Origin of the sequence: Mucilaginibacter sp. 3215 (assembly GCF_050433785.1) — a bacterium.
In the GTDB taxonomy this organism is placed as follows: domain Bacteria; phylum Bacteroidota; class Bacteroidia; order Sphingobacteriales; family Sphingobacteriaceae; genus Mucilaginibacter.
The window spans coordinates 1-24,197 of the sequence record NZ_JBNPWO010000031.1 but is presented as its reverse complement, the minus strand read 5'-3'; the positions used below and the strand labels follow the sequence as shown (position 1 = coordinate 24,197).

General features: G+C 42.5%; 18 protein-coding genes. 7 read left to right on the top strand and 11 right to left on the bottom strand.

The annotated features are described in order from the left end of the window. Positions 1 to 69 precede the first annotated feature (69 nt). On the bottom strand, positions 70 to 2,049 hold the full coding sequence (locus ABIC84_RS27075) for an alpha-ketoacid dehydrogenase subunit alpha/beta (protein WP_429265588.1): 1,980 nt from the start codon (positions 2,047 to 2,049) through the stop codon (positions 70 to 72). 59 nt (positions 2,050 to 2,108) lie between these two features. On the opposite strand from ABIC84_RS27075, the gene ABIC84_RS27070 reads away from it, so the two are divergent. Next, on the top strand, positions 2,109 to 2,960 hold the full coding sequence (locus tag ABIC84_RS27070) for a DUF4198 domain-containing protein (RefSeq protein WP_429265587.1): 852 nt from the start codon (positions 2,109 to 2,111) through the stop codon (positions 2,958 to 2,960). Between the two features lie 102 nt (positions 2,961 to 3,062). Here the strand turns inward: ABIC84_RS27070 and rsmA are convergent, their stop codons facing one another. After that, positions 3,063 to 3,842, bottom strand: coding sequence for a 16S rRNA (adenine(1518)-N(6)/adenine(1519)-N(6))-dimethyltransferase RsmA (rsmA, locus tag ABIC84_RS27065; protein ID WP_429265586.1), 780 nt, complete (start codon positions 3,840 to 3,842; stop codon positions 3,063 to 3,065). A gap of 237 nt (positions 3,843 to 4,079) precedes the next feature. Here rsmA and pdxA point away from each other — a divergent pair, with 237 nt between their 5' ends. Together pdxA and ABIC84_RS27055 are read left to right on the top strand one after the other, a co-directional pair. Continuing rightward, the gene (gene pdxA / locus ABIC84_RS27060; protein WP_429265585.1) at positions 4,080 to 5,135 is read left to right on the top strand and encodes a 4-hydroxythreonine-4-phosphate dehydrogenase PdxA; all 1,056 of its coding nucleotides are present in this window, start codon (positions 4,080 to 4,082) and stop codon (positions 5,133 to 5,135) included. An 82-nt stretch (positions 5,136 to 5,217) separates the two neighbouring features. Then, positions 5,218 to 6,405 (top strand): DUF5009 domain-containing protein, encoded by a 1,188-nt coding sequence (locus ABIC84_RS27055; protein WP_321556689.1) that lies wholly within the window; start codon positions 5,218 to 5,220, stop codon positions 6,403 to 6,405. Positions 6,406 to 6,414: 9 nt separating this feature from the next. Here ABIC84_RS27055 and ABIC84_RS27050 read toward each other — a convergent pair whose 3' ends face one another. After that, positions 6,415 to 8,325: a DUF4153 domain-containing protein gene (locus tag ABIC84_RS27050; protein ID WP_429265584.1), complete on the bottom strand. Its 1,911-nt coding sequence runs from the start codon at positions 8,323 to 8,325 to the stop codon at positions 6,415 to 6,417. A 188-nt stretch (positions 8,326 to 8,513) separates the two neighbouring features. Here ABIC84_RS27050 and ABIC84_RS27045 point away from each other — a divergent pair, with 188 nt between their 5' ends. Together ABIC84_RS27045 and ABIC84_RS27040 are read left to right on the top strand one after the other, a co-directional pair. Further along, positions 8,514 to 9,497, top strand: coding sequence for a pyruvate dehydrogenase complex E1 component subunit beta (locus ABIC84_RS27045; RefSeq protein ID WP_354484641.1), 984 nt, complete (start codon positions 8,514 to 8,516; stop codon positions 9,495 to 9,497). A gap of 165 nt (positions 9,498 to 9,662) precedes the next feature. Then, a complete protein-coding gene (locus ABIC84_RS27040) occupies positions 9,663 to 10,151 on the top strand; it encodes a hypothetical protein (RefSeq protein ID WP_429265583.1) in 489 nt (162 codons plus the stop codon). A 95-nt stretch (positions 10,152 to 10,246) separates the two neighbouring features. On the opposite strand, the gene ABIC84_RS27035 is transcribed toward ABIC84_RS27040, so the two are convergent. Beyond that, on the bottom strand, positions 10,247 to 10,903 hold the full coding sequence (locus tag ABIC84_RS27035) for a metal-dependent transcriptional regulator (RefSeq protein ID WP_429265582.1): 657 nt from the start codon (positions 10,901 to 10,903) through the stop codon (positions 10,247 to 10,249). A 136-nt stretch (positions 10,904 to 11,039) separates the two neighbouring features. Between ABIC84_RS27035 and ABIC84_RS27030 the strand changes: the two genes are divergently transcribed. Continuing rightward, complete coding sequence (locus ABIC84_RS27030; protein ID WP_429265581.1) at positions 11,040 to 11,477, top strand: DUF5990 family protein; 438 nt, start codon at positions 11,040 to 11,042, stop codon at positions 11,475 to 11,477. 87 nt (positions 11,478 to 11,564) lie between these two features. On the opposite strand, the gene ABIC84_RS27025 is transcribed toward ABIC84_RS27030, so the two are convergent. The 5 genes from ABIC84_RS27025 to ABIC84_RS27005 all read right to left on the bottom strand — a co-directional run bounded on the left by ABIC84_RS27025 (position 11,565) and on the right by ABIC84_RS27005 (position 16,277). Next, positions 11,565 to 12,110, bottom strand: a complete 546-nt coding sequence (locus ABIC84_RS27025) for a hypothetical protein (protein WP_429265580.1) — start codon at positions 12,108 to 12,110, stop codon at positions 11,565 to 11,567. A 375-nt stretch (positions 12,111 to 12,485) separates the two neighbouring features. Next, positions 12,486 to 13,361 carry an OmpA/MotB family protein gene (locus tag ABIC84_RS27020; RefSeq protein WP_429265579.1) on the bottom strand — a complete coding sequence of 292 codons (876 nt, stop codon included), beginning with the start codon at positions 13,359 to 13,361 and terminating at the stop codon, positions 12,486 to 12,488. Positions 13,362 to 13,612: 251 nt separating this feature from the next. After that, entirely contained in the window at positions 13,613 to 14,119 is a 507-nt protein-coding gene (locus ABIC84_RS27015; RefSeq protein ID WP_429265578.1) for a hypothetical protein, read from the bottom strand. A gap of 127 nt (positions 14,120 to 14,246) precedes the next feature. Beyond that, positions 14,247 to 15,995 (bottom strand): S41 family peptidase, encoded by a 1,749-nt coding sequence (locus ABIC84_RS27010; RefSeq protein ID WP_429265577.1) that lies wholly within the window; start codon positions 15,993 to 15,995, stop codon positions 14,247 to 14,249. A 66-nt stretch (positions 15,996 to 16,061) separates the two neighbouring features. Further along, entirely contained in the window at positions 16,062 to 16,277 is a 216-nt protein-coding gene (locus ABIC84_RS27005; protein ID WP_090532134.1) for a hypothetical protein, read from the bottom strand. Between the two features lie 192 nt (positions 16,278 to 16,469). On the opposite strand from ABIC84_RS27005, the gene ABIC84_RS27000 reads away from it, so the two are divergent. After that, the gene (locus tag ABIC84_RS27000; protein ID WP_091167635.1) at positions 16,470 to 17,042 is read left to right on the top strand and encodes a porin family protein; all 573 of its coding nucleotides are present in this window, start codon (positions 16,470 to 16,472) and stop codon (positions 17,040 to 17,042) included. Positions 17,043 to 17,158: 116 nt separating this feature from the next. On the opposite strand, the gene ABIC84_RS26995 is transcribed toward ABIC84_RS27000, so the two are convergent. Both ABIC84_RS26995 and ABIC84_RS26990 read right to left on the bottom strand, forming a co-directional pair. Further along, complete coding sequence (locus ABIC84_RS26995; protein WP_429265576.1) at positions 17,159 to 20,200, bottom strand: FG-GAP-like repeat-containing protein; 3,042 nt, start codon at positions 20,198 to 20,200, stop codon at positions 17,159 to 17,161. Between the two features lie 213 nt (positions 20,201 to 20,413). Next, a complete protein-coding gene (locus tag ABIC84_RS26990) occupies positions 20,414 to 23,836 on the bottom strand; it encodes a ThuA domain-containing protein (RefSeq protein WP_429265575.1) in 3,423 nt (1,140 codons plus the stop codon). Positions 23,837 to 24,197: the final 361 nt, after the last annotated feature.

The following is a 24,197-nucleotide window of genomic DNA, read 5'->3' as shown; positions in this document are numbered from 1 at the left end:
AAATATTTAACGGTGCTGCTCAGTGCGACATGAAACCTAAAGGAATAGAAGTATAGCTCGGGGCCCTGCCTAATAAGCCAGCAGCCTTTCCATGCTTTCTTCCAATCGCGCCTTGGCCAAAAACTGATCTTCTAAGGCTTTGTTCATGGGGATAGCCGTATCGAGGCTACCGCAGCGCATTACAGGAGCATCAAGATATTTAAAGCAATGTTCGGCCAAATGGGCGGCAATTTCGGCGCCGAAACCGTTGGTAAGCGTATCTTCATGCAAAATCAGCACCCGGCCTGTTTTCTTAACGCTGGTTTCCACCGCTTCCTGATCCCAGGGTTGCAGACTGCGCAGATCGATGATCTCTATGGATTGATCGGGATGTTTGTCTGCATACTCCAATGCCCAGTGTACACCAAGACCAAATGTAATTATACTGGCCTTTTCGCCTTGCCTAATCATATTAGCCTTGCCTATCTCTATCATTACATCATTATCGGGCACATCGGCGCTGATACTGCGGTACAGGTATTTGTGTTCGAAATAAATTACCGGGTTAGGATCGTCAATGGCAGCAAGCAGCAGCGCTTTGGCATCTGCCGGGAAAGCCGGGTAAACAACTTTTAAGCCGGGAGTTTTGGTAAACCAGGCTTCATTGCTTTGCGAATGGAAGGGGCCCGCGCCGGTACCAGCACCCGCGGGCATCCGTATTACCACATCAACGCCCTGCCCCCAGCGATAATGCGTTTTTGCCAGGTTGTTAATAACCTGGTTAAAGCCGCAGGTAACAAAATCTGCAAATTGCATTTCAACCACAGCTTTGCAGCCGTTAAGCGCAAGTCCCATGCCTGCACCAACAATTGCCGATTCGCAAATGGGGGTGTTACGTACACGGGCCTTACCAAACTCCTCAACAAAGCCCTGGGTAATTTTAAATGCGCCGCCGTATTCGGCAATGTCCTGCCCCATGATCACCAGGTTGGGGTGTTTGCGCATAGCTTGTTTAAGCCCGTCGCTAATGGCATCTATATAGCGCTTACTGGTAACCGGCGATGATTTTGGCTGTACAACAGGAAAGCTGTAAGGCTTGTACATATCCTGCACTTCGGTGGCCACATCCGGTATAATATCTGTTTCGGCATAAGCCTTTTCAATTTCGGTTTCAATAAGGGCGGCGAACTCCTTACGGATAACAGAGATCATGTCTTTAAACAAAACCCCTTCAGTAATCAGGTACTTTTCAAAGTTTGTAACCGGGTCCTTTCCGGCCCACCACTCAAATAAATTAGTGGGAACATATTTGGTGCCTGACGCTTCTTCATGCCCGCGCATCCTGAAGGTCATACATTCCAGCAAAATGGGGCGCGGATTTTCGCGGATAGCTTTATTAAGTGAGGTTATGGTATTATAAACTTCAAGCAGGTTATTACCGTCAATACGGCGGCCTTCAATACCGTAGCCTATGGCTTTATCAACCAGTTCGCGGCAATTATATTGTTCGTTGGTGGGGGTTGAAAGGGCATAGCCATTATTTTCGATCAGAAATATTACTGGCAGTTTCCAAACAGAGGCTATGTTAAGTGCTTCGTGAAAGTCTCCTTCACTGGTAGCACCCTCGCCGGTAAAAACAAGGGTTGATTTTTTTTTAGCCGATAATACATCCGCTAAGGCAATGCCATCGGCCAGGGCAAGCTGCGGACCGAGATGGGAGATCATCCCAATGATTTTATACTCCTGGGTGCCGAAGTGGAAGGAGCGGTCGCGCCCTTTAGTAAAGCCCGAGGGTTTGCCCTGCCATTGCGCCATTAACCGCGACAAAGGGATATTTCTCGATGTAAAAACACCGAGGTTGCGGTGCATAGGCAAAATATATTCGTCGGCATTCATAGCAAGGGCGCTGCCAACTGCTATGGCTTCCTGGCCAATACCCGAAAACCATTTGCCAATGCGGCCCTGCCTCAGCAGGATCAGCATCTTCTCTTCAACCATGCGCGGAAACAGCATTTTTTTATAAAATTCCAGCAAAGTATCATTATCGAGGTTTTTCCTGTCAAAAATCATAACGTAAAACTACTGAAGTTTTTAAAACTTTGTATGTTTGGTGATACTATCCAAAAACTATGAAGCGCACCTCTATTTTCATCATTATATTACTGCTCATGATCGGCTTTGCGGCCAGTTCGCAGGATTTTTTCTTATTGCCACATAATTTTTACGTTCACAAAGGCGATAAGCTTAACCTGCACTTGTTGAGCGGCAACGAGTTTAAACCCGAAAATGAATTTAAGTTTGCCACAGCAAAGGCAACTAAATTTATGCTGTATGAAGGCTCAAAGAAAACGGACCTTTCAAAAGTCAGTAACTCTGCTGATAGCAGTCTGCTTATCTATGAGCTGCAAAACTCCGGGCTTGCGCTTTTTGAACTGGTAAGGGATGATGAAACAGAATCGGAAAGGAATAAATTTATCAGAGCACTTGAAAGTGAAGGCCTCGATAAAATGGCCGAAGAAGCCCGGGCCAGTAGTCAGCAATACTTTGTTGAAAAGTATCACCAGTCAAGCAAAACCCTTATTTCTGTTGATAAAGCTAACGGTAAGGACTTTGATAAACCCCTGGGTGAGGAATATGAAATTGTAATACAGCAAAATCCCTATAAATCAAGCTATGGCGATGATGTTACCGCTCAAGTGCTTTTTAGAGGCAAACCCATGAAAGATGCTGTGGTGATGCAATATGTACGTACTTTGAACGGCACCATCGTTCCGCAAAAATTATTGAGCGACAGCAATGGCCTGGTATTTTTTAAACTGAGCCGTGAGGGGGTATATATGGTCAGCTCAACCCATGTTGAACCATCGCAGGATAAAAAAGCCGACTATGAGAATTGGAGTACTACTTTCACCTTTGCCTTCAGCAATACCGATGACGTACCAAATTCATACAGGGAATTTGGATTTGGAAATAAGCATTGATTTTTTAGCAGCAGTTGCAGGTTTTAGTAGCGGGTTAAAAATATAGAGACCTCATTTCTTCCCTTTTGTCGGTGATTGGGAGGGGACTGAAACCTTAATTACCTACCTGCTCGCTGAAACCGCGTTAGTAAGTTTTACAAAATCCTCTACACTCAATCTTTCCGCACGCAGATCGAGGACAGGTTTATCAGTCAATTTTTCTTTGTTAATGAGCGATGATATGGCATTGCGCAGGGTTTTGCGGCGCTGATTAAAACCCGCTTTTACTATCTGCCAAAATAGCTTCTCGTCGCAATCAAGTGTTTGTTTATCGTTGCGTGTAAGCCTGATCACTGCTGAAAGCACCTTGGGCGGAGGATTAAATACACCGGCCTTCACCGTAAACAGGTATTCCACTTTATAATAGGCTTGTAAAAACACGCTAAGTATACCATACTCCTTGCTGCCTGGTTTGGCGGCACAGCGCTCAGCTACTTCCTTCTGGAACATGCCCACTACCTCAACCACCTGCTGGCGGTTGTCAAGCACCTTAAAAAGTATTTGCGATGAGATGTTATAGGGGAAATTACCGATAATGGCAAAGTTTTCGGGAAAAATGCTTTTAAAATCAAGCTCCAAAAAATCGGCATTGATAAGGCGGGTACCTAATTGCGGGTATTTTTTTTTCAGAAAATCGTACGATTCGGTATCAATATCAATGAGTGATGTTTCGTACTCGCTTTTTTGCAGCAGAAAATCAGACAGTACACCCATGCCCGGCCCTACCTCAAGCACATGGCCGAAACGCCCTTCGGGTTTCAGGCTGTCAACTATCTTCGCTGCTATGTTTTTATCAGTAAGAAAATGTTGCCCTAAATGTTTTTTTGCCCTTACCAATGTCATTATTAATCAAATATTTGAGCAAATTAAATCATATTTGTGCTTTTATCAGGAACTATAAGCTTAAAATCTTTTATTTGCAGGTGTAAAGATAGGTTAAAGGCGAAAGGTTAAAGGTAAAAGCTTTACTTTAAGTACTGAGCTTTTATAAACCATTAATAATCATCACTGTTAAAATTCTGTGTAATCATTGGGCAATCGGTGAAATCACGAACTAATCGGTGAAATCAACATATAAAAATGAGCGATAAATTAAAAATTGGGATCAGCATTGGCGATGTAAACGGCATCGGTTTAGAGATAATTATTAAAACTTTGGCCGATAGTAAGATTTATGATTATTGTACGCCTATTGTTTACGGGCATACCAAAGTGGCTTCGTTCCACCGCCGCGCGACCCAGATTAATGAGCTTAATTTTTTGGTGATCAATGATCCTTCACAAACTCATTTTCGCAAACCTAACATGATCAACTGTTGGGAAGAGGATGTAAAGATTGATATAGGGCAGGTTACGGAAGCGGGCGGCAAGTACGCCTTTAAATCGTTGGAGCGCGCTGTTTATGACCTGAAAGAGGGTTATATAGATGCGTTGGTTACCGCCCCCATCAATAAAGACAATATCCAAAGTGAGCAGTTTCACTTCCCCGGCCATACAGAATATTTGCAGCAATATGATGGAGCCGCCGAATCGCTGATGTTTTTAGTGAGCGATACTTTACGTGTGGGTGTGGTTACAGGCCATATCCCGGTATCAAAAATTGCCGAAAGCATTACCGCCGAAAAAATATTGGCCAAGCTGAAGCTAATGAACACAAGCCTACAAAATGATTTCTGGGTGCGCAAGCCAAAAATTGCAGTATTGGGGCTTAACCCGCACGCTGGCGACAACGGCCTTATCGGCAGCGAAGAAAAAGATATCATTATACCCGCTATTGAAGAAGCCCGTTCAAACAATATCCTGGCATTTGGCCCGTACTCGGCCGATGGTTTTTTCGCAAATGGCACTTACCTGCAGTTCGATGCTGTACTGGCTATGTATCACGACCAGGGCCTGATCCCTTTTAAACAGATCGCCTTTGAAACAGGTGTTAATTTTACAGCCGGGCTAAACTTTGTGCGCACTTCGCCCGATCATGGAACTGCGTATGATATAGCAGGAAAAAACCAGGCTTCTGAGGTTTCCTTCCGCGAAGCGCTGTTTACAGCTATCCACATTGTAAAGAACCGCAGGGAAGGGCTCGAACTTAATGAAAATCCACTTTTATTCAGCAAGCTAAGCCGCGACAGAGATTAAAAAAGCCTTGTAATAGTAATGTTTTAATTTAATTACCGTTAAATTAAAACATTTACGCTGCTTGTTGCATTTACATGACTGAATGAATAATTTTCTTAGCCGCATACGTTCAATAGATGCATTCCGCGCTGTAACAATGTTCCTCATGATATTTGTGAATGACCTGGATGGCATTCCGAATACCCCAACATGGCTTAAACACGCGGGCTCAAATGTTGATGCGCTGGGTTTGGCAGATACTATTTTTCCCGCGTTTTTATTTATAGTCGGGCTTTCTATTCCCTTTGCTTTTCAAAACAGGTTAAAGCAGGGCGATAATTTCAAACTATTATCACGGATAGTGAGCCGCTCATTCGCGCTCATTTTTATAGGTTTTTTCCATGCCAACATGGAAACCTACAATGAAGCTGCCACCTTGTTACCCAAACCAGTTTGGGAAAGCCTGGTTACATTCAGCTTCTTCTTTATTTTTTTAGATTACGGCAAGGACACGTCACCCACTAAACGTTATTTGCTGCAGGGCTTCGGTATATTGTTACTTGCAGGCATGGCGTTGCTATATCGTACCAGCGACCCCGGGCATACTTGGCTTCACTTTACCTGGTGGGGTATTTTAGGCCTGATAGGCTGGTCATACATGCTTTGCGCACTTATCTATTACTATTCCGACGGGCATTTATGGGTACAACTGGCGGCCTGGATGTTCTTCATTTTCTTTAACCTGGATGTGCATTTCGGCTTTCTTGATTTTATCGACAAGCTGCAGGGCTATATCTGGATTGCGGGTAATGGCGCCATGCAATCGTTCACCATGGCAGGGGTATTTATTTCTGTATTGTACATGCGCCTCAAGGCCAATAATGAAATGAAGATGCTTTGGGTGGCCATGATCCTGATTGCAATAATTTTGTTTAACCTGGGCTTTATAGTACGCTATTTTAGTGGCGGCATTTCCAAAGAACGCGATACCCCTTCATGGGTGCTCATTTGTACCGGCATTAGTTTGGTGGTATATGCTTTCTTTATTTTCCTGGTTGATGTTAAAAATAAATACAACTGGTTTAAGGTGATAGAGCCCGCCGGCACCAACACTTTTACCTGTTACATAGTGCCCTTCCTATTTTATCCCATATATGAAATGAGCAGGATAGGCTACCCCGAATACCTGAGCCAGGGCACCGGGGGCCTCATAAAATGCATTGTATTTGCTTTTGTAATGGTATGGCTCACGGGGTTATTGGATAAAATCAATATCCGGATTAAGATATAAGCTGACTGTTTACTTTATTTTGATGAGATATGTTCCACTAAAGTTTTTTATATCTGGGTTTCCTTTTTTTGAACGATCAAAGTAAATACTGCTGAATTGAAATACTACAGTATAACCGGGCGTTTGTCTGGTTACCTGCATCAGATTTGCTGGCAGCTCATAGCCTTTTGGCATATAAAGGTTATCTTTATTCTTTTTGCTACGATATTTTTCGAGCGTAGTAGTATCGGTCATCATTTTATTCACAATCTCAATGGGATCAAATTTAACTATATCGTTATTAAGCATTAAGCTGCACCTGTGTGTTTCGGCAAAATAAACTTGCTTTATAGTGATGCCATTATAGTTATTAATCACAGTATCTGCCCCCAGGTTGCTTGCAAGTTCAATATCATATCCTTTAACAACCGTGATATTTTCTTTTTGACTAAACACATAGCTTTCGCTCTCTGAAAAATCGGTTGTTGTCTCAGCAAAGGGATAATAATAATCACTGAAACGGCCTAGGCCCAATTGTTTTTTTGCCCATTGATATTTTAAAGTCCTTAACCCCTCCCTGTCAACCAGCAGGTTGTTGTACTCCCCCTTTTGTTTTGCTAATGAATCAGCAACTATGTTTAAATCTCTTTTAAAATAGGGTTGCAAGCCCTTTAGGTCGTAATGATAAATGAAATAGCTGAGCCTGCTTGCGCCGAGGCTTCCTTCCTTCATGTTGATTTTTGTGCTATCAACAAGTGTCAGCTTTCCATCTTTAAATCCATTATGCTTTTTAAAAAAGCTAATCACCATACCCCTTTGCGAATACATACTCATGGTAAATGCACTTTGTGGCCCATAAATACTAAGCAGGGTTAGTATACAGAGTGAGATTGGAATGATTTTAATATTCTGCTTTTTAAATAATAAAAAATAAAGCGAAATGAACAGCAGCCACAAAGCGAGTGCTATCAAAAAATACCTAAACTCTGTAACGCCATAACTAAATACTCTTGTACCAACAGCCACAAATAGCAATATCTGTAAAGGAATGAGCAAAAAGTAGAAACTACGGGTATAGGTTTTAAGCCATTTATTTTCGTTTTGCTCGCGGATGGGGTATACCAACAGGAGCGATAATATGCCAAATACGGCATAACCTAATATCAGGTTTGATACAAGGCCTTTAGGGAGCTTCCATTCAATGAGTATTTTGATTTCATAAGCCAGTAAAATGAGCACATATACTGTTGATAGCGGGATGAGTACATATTGGGTGAAGATCTTTAGGCCTTTGGGGTAGCTTTCATCTTCATTAAGCGCGCGAGTGTTTGTTGGTACTCCCGCTAAAAAGAAGGTAGTAGTGAACATCCCTGTGATCCATACCCATAAAATCTGATAAGTATCCCACTCAAACTTAAAATTAAACAGAAAGTTGGTCGCTCCTATTGCTGCGGCCAGCCCAGCAAACAATACTACGCCATACAGCATACATGCCAAAAAGCGTAAAAAAAGAGTTTTATTAAACTGCCAAAACCCTTGTATCTGGCCTTTGCCGGTAAAGGCAGCAAAAGAAACCATTAAATGAAAAGCCAGGCTAAGCAGAAAGAACCGGGTATAATCTGCCTGTCGTTCGGGGGGGTTAATAATAAATATGAACAGTACAGCTATCACAGCCGCCGCAATTTTTGCTAATACCATTTTGGTTGTTTTCCATCCTTTGCTTTGCGTGTACAGCGTAGCTGAAAGACTAAGCAGGAAACCAAGGTTAGCTATCATGATAGTGCGCATACACCAGTTTTCGCTTACACGGTTAAGGTGATTAAGTTCGATCTCTATAGTAGCTGCTATGGTGCCAGCTAAGGCAAAAAGTGTTTCAAACGGATAACGTTTAATGGTATTTACCGCGCTTTGTAACAGGTTTTTTAATGACGGGAATTTCATTTGTGTGAGGTTTAGGAACTAATGTAGTATTTATTTGTGCTTTTGAGGTTCGGTTTGAGGCTTTACTTCTTGCAGAATGATGAAAATGTAAAATATATGTATTAAAAATCAAACCAATACCATGGTTAATTGCATTTAACACATTAGTGTTTATATTTGCGTTCGCAAAAAAACATCATTTTACGATAATGAGAGAAATACAATTCAGAGAAGCGCTAAGAGAGGCCATGGTCGAAGAAATGCGCAGCGACGAGAATATATACCTGATGGGTGAAGAGGTTGCCGAATATAACGGCGCGTACAAAGTAAGCCAGGGAATGCTGGACGAATTTGGCGCAAAGCGTGTTATAGATACGCCCATCTCTGAATTGGGTTTCGCCGGTATCGGCATCGGCTCGGCAATGAATGGCTTACGCCCTATCATCGAGTTCATGACTTTCAACTTTTCACTGGTAGCTATCGACCAGATCATTAATGGCGCTGCCAAAATGATGTCAATGAGCGGCGGCCAGTTTTCGGTGCCGATTGTTTTCCGCGGCCCTACCGGTAATGCAGGTATGCTTAGCTCACAGCACAGCCAGTGCTTTGAAAACTGGTATGCCAACTGCCCTGGCTTAAAAGTGGTTGTACCATCAAACCCATACGATGCTAAAGGTTTATTAAAATCAGCCATCCTTGATCCCGATCCGGTTATTTTTATGGAGTCGGAGTTAATGTATGGCGATAAAGGTGAAGTGCCTGAAGAAACTTACTATATCCCATTGGGTAAAGCAAAAGTAGTTAAAGAAGGTACTGATGTTACTTTAGTTGGCTTTGGCAAGATCATGAAAGTGGTTGTTGCAGCCGCTGCCGAACTTGAAAAAGAAGGTATCCACGCTGAAGTGATCGACCTGCGTACTGTACGCCCTATCGATTATGCTACAGTTATTGAATCGGTAAAGAAAACAAACCGCCTGGTAATTATTGAAGAAAGCTGGCCGTTAGGTTCAATTGCTACCGAGGTTGCTTTCAAAGTTCAAAAAGACGCGTTTGATTACCTTGATGCTCCTATCCTGCGTATCATGGGTGGCGATGTTCCGCTTCCTTATGCTCCAACTTTGATCCAGGAGTACCTGCCAAACCCTGAAAGGGTGATCAAAGCGGTTAAAGAAGTAATGTACGTTACCAAGTAATCATTTTAATATAAAATATGTAAGAGCCCGATATGAGAATACCGGGCTCTTTATTTTTTGAAACTTTATTTTAACTGCCCGCTTTGCCACATTTCAATCATCTTAATAGCTATTATTGGGGGATTTGTAAAAAATGCCTACTTTTAAAAATTAACATTTTTGAACATGCGATACACCTACTTTAAAGCATTTAAACCCTTATTTTTTATTGTATCGGCGCTGGTATTCACCGGCAATGTTGCCTCGGCACAAACCCAGGCGGCAACTCCGGCCGCGGCTCCGGTAACCGGGGTACAAACCTTTATTGATAAGTTTTTTAAAGAATACGACAAGCAAGGCACAGCCCGTGCAGTGATTGATATTTTTAAAAGCAACAAGCAGATGGATTCAACCCGGCTTACGGGGATTATTGTTAAAATAGATTCCATGCGCAGTGTAATAGGCAAATATCTCGGCAAGGACCTGATCATGCAGAGCAAGGCTTCAAACAGCCTGGTACTGTACAGCTATCTGCTTAAACACGAAGGCCAACCGGCCCGCATGACGTTTATGTTTTACAAACCCAAAAATGAATGGGAGATCTACCGCCTCTACTTTGATGTAGACGTTGATGGTGAACTTGCCGAATCATCAAGAGTAACGGGGAAACCATAAAAGAGGTAAAAGGACAAAGGTGAAAGGTAAAAGGCTTTTTTTGTAAAGCGTAACAAAACCTTTCACCTTTATCCTTTTACCTTTAACCTAAAAAATTAATCTACTAATATATTCTCGCCAAACTTTTGCGAAACCGTGGTATCCTCGCGGTTTTCAATTTTTATCACCAGCGAATTGTCATACGGAATTTTTTCAATCAACTGAATTTTTGTGCCTATCCCTATGTTCAGCCGTTGAAGGTATTGCAAAAATGAACTCCTGGTGTCGCGCACGGCGGCAACATGGCTTTGTGAACCAGGTTTAAGCTCAGAAAGGCTTACGGAATAGGATTTGGGCACTTTACCGTTCGCCTTTGGTATAGGGTCACCATGCGGGTCATATTCAGGAAAGCCCAGGAATTTATCCAGCCTGTCGGCAAGGGTGGCATCGTTAATGTGTTCCAGTTCTTCGGCTATATCGTGGATCTCATCCCAGTGATAGCCTAATTTCTCCAGTAAAAAAACTTCCCAGAGTCGATGGCGGCGTACAATTAATGTAGCATCCTTTAAGCCCTGCTGGGTTAACCTTACACCATTCTTTTTATCATATTCTATCAATTGTTTTTCGGTAAGCTTACGGATCATATCTACCACTGAGGCCGGGTTATTGCTGAGTGATTCGGCAATGGCGGTGGGCGTTATTTTAAAATCCTTCCCTTGTAATGCAAGGCGATAAATAGCTTTTAAATAGTTTTCTTCCGAAAGCGTATACATCAGTAATCAATTTGATAAAACACAAACATAAGCAAAAGTACAGCGCTTATTACATCCTGAACGTTAGGTAGTGCCCCGGCTTAAAAGAAAATACTCCGGATAAACTTTTGAAGATTGGTTTTAATTATAATTGTATATGGATATTCAACTTTGTATTCTTCTGCAAAATCCTCCGGCGGGGGTAGATTTCGGAATTCAAAAGGGTAGCGTAAACAGATATGAGACGATCCAAACACAACGATCCGATGGGCTGGATATCCAATTTAATCTGACGATCCAATTAAAAAGCGATTCACAGAAGATCAATGATCCTCGATTTTCAGGACCATTTGTACAGGGGAAGCCCGCAAGCCAATTCCTTTATATTGACGTTGGTGAATATGCAGGCCAGGTGGGAGGCTGGAGCCGCAGAGTTAAAGTTCCGCTTTCCGGAGTAACCTGGGACATGATAACCCAGCTTAGCCATCATTCGGCTGCATTCCTTATAACAAGCTTTCCGGCAACAGCAAAAGACGGCAGTCCCATTTGTGCTACGGTCAAACCATTTGAAGGCTGGAAGGTAAATATGCCTTAAACTGAGCCTCAATGAACTTATAGATATGCCTTAGAAACAAAATAGGCCTCCTTTTCAGGAAGCCTATTTGTTATATAATAATGTTTATTAGTGATGTCCGTGACCACCGCCGTGACCATGTCCGCCGCCACCACCGTGTCCGCCGCCACCATGACCATGATCACCGCCACCGTGCCATCCGCCTCTGTTTGGGTTACCGCCATGCCATCCGCGGTCGCCGCCGCGCCAGTGATTGGCATATCTTACATCCCGGCTGTTACGGATAATCACCTGATCATGACGGCCGCGATAGCCGGAATAATGGTCCCTGTAGTACGCATTGCGCATCCATGGGTTACGATCATTTATTACAACCTTGTAGCCATTGTAAACATTGTAGTTACGATACCTTACAGGTAAATATCTGCGGTGTACCCATACGTTGTTTTCATAGTAAACATAATTATGGGTTGGCACATCATAGTAAGCGTCAATATCAGGCATGTAATAGTAGTTTACATAATCATATCCTACGGGGCCCCAATCGGGCTGGCTGCCTATGTTGATCCCTAAACCAATACTAACCTGTGCAGAAGCTATTTTTGCAGTAAAGCAGCTTAACAAAATAACTGCCGATAAAATCATCTTTTTCATAACGCGTGTAATAAGTTATATTTATATGACTACGGTTAAAGCCCATGGTTTAACCTGTCTTAATATCTGTTGCTCCATTTATTCAAAACAAGTGCCATTGTAATGGCAACCTTAGTGTAATGAAGCAAGCTCAATTAATTGCAACACAGCAAATGTTAGTTATTTTCCGTCTTAATTAAATGAGCAATATTCCAAATTAAAAAAACTGTTTTTTGTTATCATTCGGTTAATAATTATATGGCAAATAAAAGCTTTCCGGGATTTCCGGAGCCCTGCTTTAGCCCTTGCAATACTGTCTGTAAAAACATACGAAAATAGCCGCACAAAAAAGCCACCCCAACCGGGTGGCTTGAAATATTGATTGCTAAAATACAATTATTGTTTAGGCGGCGCGGGCTGATCGGCCGGTGCTTTGCCTATCAGGTCCATAAACTGATCTAATTTGGGTGTTATGATAATTTGAGTACGCCTGTTTTGTGCTTTACCACTCGGGGTTGAGTTATCCGCGATAGGATTATACTCACCGCGGCCACCGGCAGTTAAACGTTTAGGATCAACCTGATAAGTGGTTTGCAGGGCCTGCACTACTGATGAGGCACGTAAAGCACTTAAATCCCAGTTGTTGCGGATATTTTTCTGCGAAATAGGAACATTATCTGTGTTACCTTCAATCAGCACGTCATAATTGCTATAGTCCATAATGATCTTGGCTATCTTGCTTAAAGTAGCACCTGCCTTATCAGATATTTCATAACTGCCCGATTTATACAGCATGTTATCAGACAATGAGATGTACACGACTCCTTTTAACACCTTTACATCAACATCCTGGGTTTCTTGCGGAGTTAATGAGCGGGTAAGGTTGTTGGTCAACACCATGTTAAGCGAATCGCTTTTGTTTTTAGCGTTAACCAACTGCTGTATATAGCGGTTTGAAGCATTGATCTCATCAACCAGCTTTGATATATTCACATTGCCTTGGCTACTTGAGTTTAAACATTTGTTCAAGGCATCCTGCAAAGCGGTTACATTTGTTTTTTGCTGCTCAATTTGCTCTTCAAGGCTTTTGTTACGGCCACGTGCCACGGCAAGGGCCTGTTCGCTGGTTTGGTATTTAATGCTCAGGTCTTTGGTACTGTTTTGCAATTGTGTGTAATTAGCATCCAGCTCTTTGTACTTTTTGCTGCTTACACAGCTTTGGCCTAATATTGCTGTTACAAGCAGGGCCAAAATGGATATTCGATATTTCATAGTGTAATTTGATTTAAATCGTTTAACAATAAATCGGTTAACTAAGTAACGAATATAATGTCCGTTTATAGCTAACCTATACAGGTAAACTATTAAAGTTAACCGGAATGTGACATAAAGGGGCAACTTTTGTGCCGAAGGCCAACTATGCCCCTAAAGGAAGATATAAGGGGAATTGCAAGAAAAAAGGGCTGTCCTTTTTGGGGGACAGTCCTTCATAAAAACAATCAAAATTATAACAATACAAAAACTTAATCGCGATGGCCATTGCCGTGATTGTCATGACCGCCATGTCCGCGTTTATTACCATTTGATTTTTGTTTTACGTCAACCCTGCGCACGGTTTTACGTTCAACCCAATGGTTACGGTATTTTTCATCGTGGCTATCACGAATTACAACCTGATCACGACGGCCTTTGTATAACGCATATTTACGTTTGTATACATCATTCCTAACCCAAGGGGTGCGCTCGTTAACTACTACCTTGTAGCTGCGATATACATCATAGTTACCAAAACGTGGCGGCAACATAGCCCCATGAACCCAAACATTATTATCAAAATAAACATACTGGTGGGCATTGATATCGTAATAAGAATCAATATCGGGCAGGTAATAATAATCTACATGGTCATAACCTACGGGGCCCCAGGCGGGTTGGCTACCGATATTAATATTTAAGCTTATTTGGGCGCTGGCTATTTTTACAGTTAAGCTGCTTAATAAAATAGCAGCTGTTAAAATTATCTTTTTCATGTTGTGTTATTGTTTTGTTTGTAGGTATGACAATAACCGTGCATAAAAGTTTAACCCGTTACATGTTGCAACGGGTAACTAATTGGATACAATGTATATTTTGAATTGAAACAGACTGGTGTTCAGCCTATTCGTCGTCGTCATCTTTGTCGGCTGCTTTTTTCGCTGCCATGGCCAATACAGGTTTTCCGATAACTTTATAGCTGCCTTCACCTTTTAATATTGATGCCAGCTGGGCTTTATCCTGCATAGTTTTTACGCTTTGCGCAAGTTCCTTATCATATTTAAAGTTGGTTTCGTAACGGCCTTTTTCATAGTAATAGCGTGACGCTATTTCGTTTTCAAGTACTTGCTTGATTTCGTCTTTGTGTTGAATGAGGTCGTTCTTTTTGCTGGCAATAAGTTTGGTTTTCAAACCTTCATACTCGGCCTGGATATCGTTGAACTGTTTATCCTTCGTGGCTTCAACTTTTAAGGTGGTTAATAATTTTTCGGATGCGGTGGTGTAACTATAGTTTTTATCGGCCAGGTATTTTATAAAGTCATTGTATTCGCCATCAGATAGCGTAAACGAACGGGCATCGGCAATTTTAGCGTGCTTATCGTGGTAAACGGTGGCATAATCAAATATCAGCAGCTTGCCCACCAATGCCTGGGTTACGTTGGCAAATTTTTCCTGTTTGATAAACAGGTCCGGGTAAATGCCGCTGCCGTCATAAACAGAGCGCCCGTTTTTTGTTTTAAATTCATGGATCAGCGAATCGGCCACTTTTACCACACTGCCATCGTCCTTACGGTGGGTATAATCCAGCTCCTGGATACAACGGCCCGAAGGCACATAGTATTTGGCGATGGTAATTTTTACCAGGCTATTGTATGGTAAATTGAAAGTTTGCTGTACCAGTCCCTTACCATAACTGCGCTGCCCGATGATCACCGCTCGGTCGAGGTCCTGCAGGGCGCCGGCAACAATTTCACTTGCCGATGCCGAATGGCTGTTAACCAATACCACCAAAGGCAAATCGGGTTCGAGCGGTGCGCTAATGGTGCTGTAAGTAAAGTTTTTTTCCTTTATCTTTCCTTTTTGCGATACGATCTCCACATCTTTCTGCACAAAAAGGTTCACTATTTTTACGGCTTCCTGTAGTATGCCGCCGCCATTTGAGCGAAGATCAAGGATGATACCGTTGGGATTTTTCTTTTTTAGCTCGACGAGCGCATTGGTAACTTCGGCGGCCGAATTTTCAAGGAATTTATCCAGTTTAATATACCCCATGTTGCCATCAACCATGCCAAAGTATGATACGTTGGGTTGTTTGATCTCGTCACGAACCAGGTTCTTTTCAAATGGCTGAGGCGTATTATCCCGTTTGATGAACAGTTTTATAGCCGCGCCCTTTGAGCCTTTAAGCAACTGGCTTACCTGGTCGTTATTTTTGCCGTTAAGGTCAACATCGTTTATCTTCAGGAGCTGATCGCCGGGGTGGACATCTCCTTTTTGGGCCGGGAAGCCCGCAAACACTTCTGATACAAATACTTTACCGTTACGCAAAAAAATACTGGCGCCAATGCCGCCATACTGGGTACTTACGTAATGCAGCTTATAATCTTCAATTTCCGATTCGGGCACAAACTCGGTATAAGGGTCAAGACCGTCGAGCATAGCATCAACACCGGTTTTTACCAGCTTGGCCGAATTGATGTCATCAACGTAATTGATATTAACCTCTTTATAAACAGAGGCAAAAACATCAAGGTTCTTCGAGATCTGGAACAGGTCGTCATTAAAACCTACTATACCCGCGGCCAGCAATGCAATACCTGCAAATAAGCCTGCTCTTTTGTATCCTTTTTTGAACACTAACCCCTGTTTCATCATTTATCCTCGAAAAAAATAAAAATACAAAAAAGCTATCCAGTTTGTATAACCGCAGTGTCTATTTTACAGTCGGTTGGTATCAATATTAACCAGCGCCTTTTTTAGGGTAAAAACCACATATTTGCGATCGCGGTTTACCAGGTCCATCAGTTTGGTAATCAAGCTTTCTTCCTGCCCTTCGCTGTATTTCAACTGCTCGTCTGTAAGGTGGTTGTATTTACGTTGAATCTTAATTTTTACGCGTTCCCAATCCTTGTTGGTAATACTGATTTCAGCCATGTTCAATTTATTTTCAGCAAAAATATAAAAAATACCAAGTTGCTACTGTTAATTGTTTGGCTCGTGTATTGATAATACCTGATACGGCTCAAATATGGGCCGGGTTATAACCAAAGTAAATTAATAGCGTAGGGCCGTATACAATTTAAAGGATAACGTGCGTTTATGGCTTTACATTTAACATCGAAAATCATGAAAAAGTATCTATTAAGTGCAGTATTGCTGATAGCTGTAAGCATCAGTGCAAAAGCACAATTTTCTTTAGGCGTAAAAGGTGGTGTCAATTTTTCAAAAATTGGCTCCGATAATTTTAACGACAAAAACCTGACCGGTTACCAGGCTGGTTTATTTGCCCGCGTGGGCAACGGCGTTTACTTACAGCCAGAGCTTTACCTGAGCGGCACCGGCGGTAAATTTGAATCGAATGATAATAACACCGCTTTTAGCGGCAAGGTAAGGTTCACTAACCTGAATGTGCCGTTATTGGTAGGTAAGTCATTTGGCCAAAAAGATCTGAACTTCCGCATTATGGCAGGGCCTATTTATACTTACACGCTTGATCAAAGCACCAGCGTAAGTAATAACGTAGGTAATGCATTCAATGATTTTAACAAAAGCAATATTGGTTTCCAGGCCGGGGCCGGTGTTGATATAGGTTCAATCACTGCCGATTTGCGTTACGAAGGCGGTTTAACCAAAGTTAGCGATAGCTTTGCCAAACGTCAGAACCTTTGGGCACTGAGTGTGGGCTTTAAGATTTTTTAAGTTGATAATGTCTGTGAGGGACATGTTGATTAATATAAAACAGGGCTGTCATAAATCATGAACAGCCCTGTTTTATATCTAATTAAAAGTAATTACCAATGATTAGGTTGTAATCTCTATCTGATGATAGTAACATATCCGCTAAAAGGTTGGGTTTTATTATCCAGTTTAACAATATAATAATAGGTTGATACCGGCAATAATTTTCCTTTATAAGTCCCGTCCCAGGGTTTACCATATCCTTTTGTATCATATACCGCCTGCCCATAACGGGTGAAAATCCTCACAGAACAATTAGGATAGTTGGATAAAGCAGGAATGCTCCAAAAATCATTTACCCCATCGCCATTTGGGCTAAACGTATTGGGTATAGTAACATTTAGAAGTTGTACCGTTATTTTAATTGGGCTACTTGTTACCGGTATGCTACAGGCATCGGTGCTGGTAATTATGCAAGTTACTTCATCATTGTTTTTTAATTGGTTGGTGTTAAATATATAACTGTTGCCATTTGGAGCATTTATGTCGTTTACCTGCCATTGGTAGTTGCTTACCATACTTGCATTTGATGATGTACCTACAAAACTAACCAGGGCGCCTTCATAAATGTTATTTTCGGAAGCGCTTATTGAAACCGTTAATGAAGGACCGGAGTTGCCAATTATGCCTGCTGAAATGACGTTTGATGTTGCATAGGCGTTAACGAGACAGGGGCTGCTGGTATCGGTTATATCGCAGCTCACTTTGTCGTTATTGCTGAGTGTTTTAGTGGTAAAAGTGGGTAATCCATTTCCTGCCGGTATGCCATTAACTTTCCACTGGTAAATTACATTGCCGCCTGCAGGAGTTGGCACCGCTGCGAAGCTGACAGATGTACCGCTGCATACCGGGGTTTGAACGGACGACGTAATAACCACTGATGGGGTTTTATAAGGCAAAAAGATTATGTTGGTTATATTATTTGAACTGGCTGATAACGTGCAGGAGCCAACTTCAGTGATAGTACAGGCGAAAACATCCGTAGCTGTAGCCGAAGTTATTGTGAGTACCGGACTGTTTGTTCCTGTATTTACGCCGTTTATCTGCCATTGATAATTTATTGTGCCGCCCGACGTATTTGTTGGAGTTGCGGTAAAGTTAATGGATGTCCCCTCGCATACAGGACTATTATCGACGGCTATAGTTACTGCCGGGCTAACCGGCAAAATAACGGTTAGCTGCTGTGACACAGGAGTGGCGGCATTGTGCAAGTCGTCGCCGCTTTGATTTGCCGTAATAATAGTGGATCCGGGGCCTGTAATATGGATTAGTCCCTGGGCATTTATGGTAGCGACGGCAGGATTGCTGCTGGTATACATTACAGGTATTGTAGCATTGCTCCTGCTAACATTGGCATTGAAGTCGGTGGTACAGGTAGTTTTGTTTGCAAACGGAGGGAAAACGAGCAAGAGTTTCTCCTTAATCGTAAAAGTTTCAGGAACCGGAGTTGCCGGGTCATAATTATCATTGCCATTTTGCGAAGCAGTTATTACCGTTACACCCGGAGCAATAACATGGATCAAGCCGTTTGCATCTACATAAGCAACAGCGGGATTACTGCTTGTATAGATAATAGGAGTTTCAGTATTTGTACTTGTTGCTCCCGGATGCAGAATATTATCATTATCGATATTCATTGTTTCGGGAGGCGGGAAAGTAATTATTGACGGCAGTTTTTGGCTGTTTGCCGACAATATCGACACGGTGCTGCCTGCGTTGTTTCCAACAATAAGATCGGGCCTGCCATTTCCATCTATGTCACCCATAACAGCGCTTCTTGGATAATTACCAGTCGCAAAATCCAATTTGTTATTAAAATTAATATTGCCCGACGAACTGCTGTTTATAAGTACCGATATCGAATTATCAACCTGGTTGGTTACGGCAAGGTCTGGTTTACCATCTCCATTGATATCTCCGGCGCAAATACTAAAAGGGTTTTGGCCTGTAGAAATATCCTGCCTGCTTACAAAAGAAACTGAACCTGCCGAGCTATTGTTTTTCCATACGGAAACACTTCCAGGCAAATTATTATCAGCAACTGCAATATCCGGTTTTAAATCTCCATCAAAATCTAAAACTACAACACTTTCAGCCCCTCCGCCACTTGACGGCACGCTGTAGTCAATTTTCGCATCAAAATTGATGGTGCTCCCGGCAGAGGTATTTTTAAATACCGAGACAAAACCGTCCTGACTGGCCACAATAAGATCTGCTTTGCCATCTAAATTTACGTCGGTAGCGCTGATCCCTCTGGAATTGGTTAATGAAGGAAAATCCCTTTCTGCTAAAAAAGAAATCGGGCCGTTTGGCGGCGTTGAATTAGTGTATATCGAAATGTACGATGGATAACTATACTCGTTGGTAACTGCCAGATCAGGTTTACCATCCCCATTAAAATCAGCAATCGCGATAGCGTAGGGACTTTGCCCTGTATTAAATGTAACAGCATTATCAAAATTGATCTGATTATTAGCAGACGTATTTTTGAATATAGAAATAGTGTTGTTACCAAAATTTGCAACTACAGCATCTGGTTTACCATCCCCGTCTAAATCATCAACAGCTAAGCCATTTGAATAATTATTTACTGCTTTTTGAGTGGCGAGTGTGAATACTGGTACACCCAGCTGGCTGTTATTCTTTAAAAACGAAACATTATTGCCGCCACTGTTAACGCATACAATATCGGCCTTACCGTCTCCGTCCAAATCCTTTATGGCAAGACCATAAGGGTAATTACCCGATTGAAAATCAATCTTTCCGTTTAATGAACTGGCGGTAAAAGGTGTACTATTAAACGTTATAATAAAAGGCTGTTTGGAGTAACAGGTAAGTCTATTATTGGTAACAGTAATGGGCTGACAAGTTGCACCTTTGGGAGCGCTAACAGTTAAATGTGTATTACTTGCCGATATAACATTTGCCTTTACCGGTCCAAAATAAACCGTATTACCGGAAGCATTTGCATTAAAGTTGGCGCCATCGAGATTAACAATTGTACCAACAGGACCGCTTGAAGGGGAAAATGCATTTATAGCCGGAACCTGGCCATTGGCGTTAACTGTTATAAGTAGCAGAAATGATAATAAAAAGGCACCGATCCGTTGTAATATCATAAGAAGTGCAAGGTTCAAGTTGAAAATTTGCACTAAGATATAATATTAAAAATGATCCGAAACCATCTTAATAATGCCAACGCATTAACCGCAAAATCAAAAACCGTATCATTTATTTTATGATACGGTTTTTTGATTTTGTAGATCTAAATAAAATTATGCCAGCGAATAGTATGATAATCTCGTAACTCCCCCCGCCATAACACGTGAAAGCTACTTCGCACTAAACACAACTGATGTTACCCCTGCTGTCATAGCGGCTTTACTTGCCGGTTTGTATATGAAGAACAGCTTGTGCATTTTACCGTCAGTTACCGGCGTAATTACCAGGTGCACAGCGCCGCCTTTAGCATCCTTAGCAGGCACAGGCATACTTCCTTTGCCTGCAAGTGTACCTGTTTCCGAATCAAGTCTTACTTCAAAATTAAGCGGAGCAGTCGGTGGCCCTTGCCAGAAATTGGTAAGGTTAATGGAATGTACCCCGGTAAGATCGATGTTATCCAGCTCAAACCAGCCTTCACCCGGAGGATAGATCATCAGGTTAATGCCATTGTATTTAAAGGCGGTAAACCCGTTGAATTTCTCGGTGCCTTTAAACTGGTAAGTACTGCTGTTTAACGATACAATGCTGCTTCCGGTTAATTTTTTAATGTCATTACCGCCATCATCAGTGTATTTAGCCGATAATACCAGCGCGGCCGCTTGTTGTTTTTCAGGCGGAGCAGGCATAATAGTGCCAGATGCAGCTAACGAAGGTTTCTGATTGCTGTTATCGAGCGAAAGTACCCAGTTAATGATCTGATCAAGGTCGCCTTGCTTAATGTTTGGATGGGCAGACATTGCGGTTTCACCCCAAACGCCGGCACCACCTTTAATTACCTTTTGGGTAAGTTTGGCCATGGCATTAGGATCTTTTTTGTACCTGGCCGCAACCTGAACAAATGACGGGCCTATGGATTTGCCGTCTTCTTTGTGGCAGCTTTTGCAATCCATAGTTAACATGAGTGTTTTACCGCGGTTCTCGGGTTCGCCCTGCTCGTGCTGAGCCGCTGATTGCGCCTTGTCGAAACCCTCAATATAATCAAGCCCAACATAAATACGTTTTGGATCTATCGCTTTGGTGTCTGGTCCATCGGTTACGTTAACCGCATATTTGAACGGCACGCCAGGCAGGTAGAACGATTTATTACCACCACTGATATTGATGCTAACAGTTGGTTGCTCGTTACCTGCGTAAACACTAACCGGCGCGCTTTTGCTTGCTGCACCTTTATCGTCTTTTGCTTCAACAGTAATTTTGTAATCGCCAACAGTTGTGTAAGTATAGCTAAGCGATGGGGTGGTTGTTTCTTTAGTTACACCATTACCCAGGTTCCAGGTGTAAGAAATATTATCTTTTTCCGGATCAGCGGCTTTGGCAGTCAACTTAACAGTAAAAGGCAGCACACCTGATGTTTTATCAGCTTTGAAAGATGAAATTTCAGGCGGGCGGTTGCCTGAAATATAGTCAATACGGAACAGGCCTGCATCCGGGTTATGTGAAAACCAACCGCTGCCGTACTCCAAACCATAAAGCCTGCCATCTGGGCCAACTTCCATATCAATCATGGAGTTTACTTTCAATTTAGGGAAGAAAGGTTCCATCTTATCAAAATCACCTTCAGGAGTTAGCGTGATGGCCTTTATCCAGCCGCGCATCCAGTCGTATGCTAAAAACTTGCCGTTATAATAATCAGGCAGGCGGGTTTCTTCGGGGAACATATCGGTATAATAAACCGGACCAGCCATAGCGTTCCTGCCCCCTGCGCCAACCTGCGGAAAATCTGCTGATGGGCCATAAGGGTACCAGATAAATGCCGGTTGTGCCGGCGGGAGATCGGTTAAACCTGTGTTATTACGCGAGTTATTAACCGGGTGCTTAGGATCAAACGCCGGGCCCGATTTGCCTGTGGCATAATCATAAAGGTGGTACGGTTTGTTATCGCCCACAAAATATGGCCAGCCAAAGTTACCCGCTTTTTTAGCCTGGTTAACCTCGTCGTATCCCATAGGGCCACGGTTGTCAAGGCTGTCATTATGCGCATCCGGACCCACTTCGCCCCAGTACAGGTAGCCGTTTTTCTGATCTACCGAAATCCGGTATGGGTTCCTGTCGCCCATTACATAAATCTCCGGGCGGGTTTTTGGCGTACCTTTCGGGAACAGGTTACCTTCCGGAATTTCATATGTACCATCATCCTTAAGGTTGATACGCATAATTTTACCGCGAAGGTCATTGGTATTACCGGCCGAGCGGCGTGCATCAAATTGCAAATGCCCCGGCCTGTCATCAAGCGGAGCATAGCCACTGCTTACATATTTCTGTCCTTTTTCATTAAACGGAGTTGAGTTATCTCCGGCCGAGAAGAACAGGGTTTTATCAGGTCCCGGACCAAAGGCTATCGAGCCCCCCGTGTGGCAGCAGATCTCGCGCTGCGCTTTTACCTCCAAAATAACTTTCTCGGTTTTTTTATCCAGTGTGTCGTTTTTAAACGTAAACCTTGAAAGGCGGTTTACCGAACTATCGGCAGGACTATAATATATGTAAATCCAGTTGTTTTTTTCAAACTCAGGGTCTTTAGCCAGTCCAAGCATCCCTTCTTCGGCATTTACATTGGGCACATGGGCTTTCCAATACACATCAAAAAAACCAACCTGTTTTACCTTCTGGGTATCGTGCTTGTACAGCATGATCTCGCCGCGGCGCTGGATCACCATAATATCCAGGTTCGGCAATATGGTCATCTCGGTTGGCTCAAAAAATTCGCCGGTTGATAATTGTGTCTTTTTAAAGCGATCCTCATCGGGCGGCAGCTGGGTTTTAGCCTTGCCGTAATCCAATTCTTTATTTTCGCCTATGGCGTATTTAATACCGGCAAGCAGCATTTTCAGGTAGCCCGTTTCCTTATAACTTTCGTCGGTATGGCCCATGGCTGTATAAAATGCACGGCCGCCGTCAAAATCATGATACCAGGTGGCAGGGTGGTTGCCCATACGCTTACCTCCTTTGTAACTGTTTTCATCAAGGGTAATGAGTACATGCACATCCGAGGCTAATGGCTTGCGGAAACTGTAAAACTCATCGGTACGTTTCCACACTTTAGGCAGATCTTTAGTTGCATCGTTGTTGGCGTCAACTATATTATAAGTACCGGGCTGTACATTCGGATTTTTATCATGGATCCCCGGGTGGTCATAAAACCAGGCGCCAACCAGCCGACCATACCACCCCCAGTCATATTCTGTATCAGCGGCGGCGTGAATACCTACGTAACCGCCTCCCGCCTGGATATAACGTTCGAAGGCCGCTTCCTGCCTGTAATTAAGTACATCGGCAGTAGTGCTTAAGAAAATAACAGTTGAATACTTTTTGAGGGTATCCTCGTTAAACATGGCCGAGTTTTTTGTAGTGTCTACCTCAAAGCCGTTTTCGGCGCCAAGTTTTTTGATTGCAGCTATACCTGCATCGATGGATGCATGGTGAAAGCCCATGGTTTTTGAAAAGATAAGCACGCGCGGTTTATTGGGGCGTGTTTTGTTACAGGATAAGTAAATGCAGCTGAATGCCACAAGAACCATCAGGACGATTTTTTTCATATCGACTTAATTGCAGATTGGATTAATTGGTGTTCGGATCGGTTTCAGGACTTAAGGCAGCAATATACCACAATCGATTGCAATAAATTGTTGCCAACCAAATTTATAACTAAATCTTTACGAAACAATACCCAATGTGTAAAAATGACACATTATTTTTTACTGTAATTTTGACGGTTTTTGCTGTGCTCGGTCATATACAGAAAGGCTATTTCTTTTCCTGCTTTTTTCGGCAGGCTGCACATGAAGATATCGGATCAGACCGGAAAGTTGTGGGATTAAAAGGTTAAGCATAGATTTTAGCTAATCTGAATAAGAAGAAAGTAGTATCCCTAACACCTCTTGAAGTAGCTCTGAAAGC